The organism is Hyphomonas beringensis, assembly GCF_000682755.1.
Taxonomy (GTDB): Bacteria; Pseudomonadota; Alphaproteobacteria; order Caulobacterales; family Hyphomonadaceae; genus Hyphomonas; species Hyphomonas beringensis.
In genome coordinates, this window is record NZ_AWFF01000086.1 from 1 (window position 1) to 1,250 (window position 1,250).

The following is a 1,250-nucleotide window of genomic DNA, read 5'->3' on the forward strand; positions in this document are numbered from 1 at the left end:
GAGGCATCATCGATAATGATCGTATCCGGATCGAGCAGGAATGTGCCGGCATGGCCGCCGCCCGGCGCTGCCGCGCTGACATCGCCGCCTGCGGTGACCTGGCCCATGGAGGAGACTTCAATAAAGCCCCCATCACCGCCAAGCGACCCGCCGCGGGCGCTGAGTGTGGCATAAGACGTCGTCGTATCAGACGACCAGAGCCCGATCACGCCGCCCTCGCCCGTCCCGGTCGCATCCGCGCGCAAAACTGTGTGCGGGCTGAGGTCGATCAGACCGGAGACGATATCCGGGGCATTGCGAGCCCCCATGAAACCGAGGCTGATCGTGCCGCCGCCCGTCCGGCCGGAGGCATCCAGATCCGCCGCAATCAACCGAAGCTCGCCCCCCGTAATGCGAATGTCACCGCCGCGTGATTGCTCGCCCAGCGCAGACAGGCTGCCCGAGGAAAAGAACGTATCGCCGCCGCCAAGACGGATGGATCCGCCTGACATGCCGTCAGCGTGAATGTCCGACGCTGTTGTCCCGATAAAACTGCCGCTCGCCAGGAGGTCGACATCGCCGCCCGCCCCGGCCGTGCCGCTGGCATCAATGACACCTGCGCTCAACAGATTGCGCGAAGAGACCGAGACAGACCCGCCCGTCGCACCGCTGGCATCGATGTCGCCCGTCAGATAGGTGACTCCGCCATTGTCGATATCGACAGAGCCCGCCGCCAGAGACGCTCCGCCAGACACGTCAATCCGGCCCGTCAGGTTGACCTTGCCTGCGCCGCCATCAACGCTCACGCTGCCCTGCGAACTCGACAGGCGAAGGGTCTCACCGGGGCCCTGACCAATGGACCGGGCAATCAGCTCACCGGGGACATGCACGGCCGATAGCAGGATTTGCTCTGCCGCCTGCGCGCTCAGCACAATCCGGCCGCCATCCGCCTGCGTTGTGCCGTCTGCCGAAATGAGTGCGGACAAGGGGCGGCCATACGCATCGGTCAGCCCCTCCATGTCGGCCACCGGCAGGGCAACCGAGAGGAAATTGTCGCCGGAGAAGTCAAGCGTGACCAGATCCCCTGCGCCATAGCCAATGCGGCCAAGCTGCGCTGTGACGACGCCCTCATTGACAACCCCTGAGCCCAGGAAGGCAACCGCCTCGGATGCTGTGACCCGCCCGGCATTGGTGACGACGCCGCGGCGGCCGCTCGCGCGGAATGTCAGGCGCCCGGACAGAAAGTCCGCATCGGCAATATCCAGCGTCGA

At 65.6% G+C, this 1,250-nt stretch carries 1 pseudogene; it reads right to left on the reverse strand.

Annotation, left to right across the window (positions count from 1 at the left end):
- Nucleotides 1-1,250, reverse strand: a pseudogene (locus tag HY29_RS19425) (hypothetical protein); the annotation flags it as partial.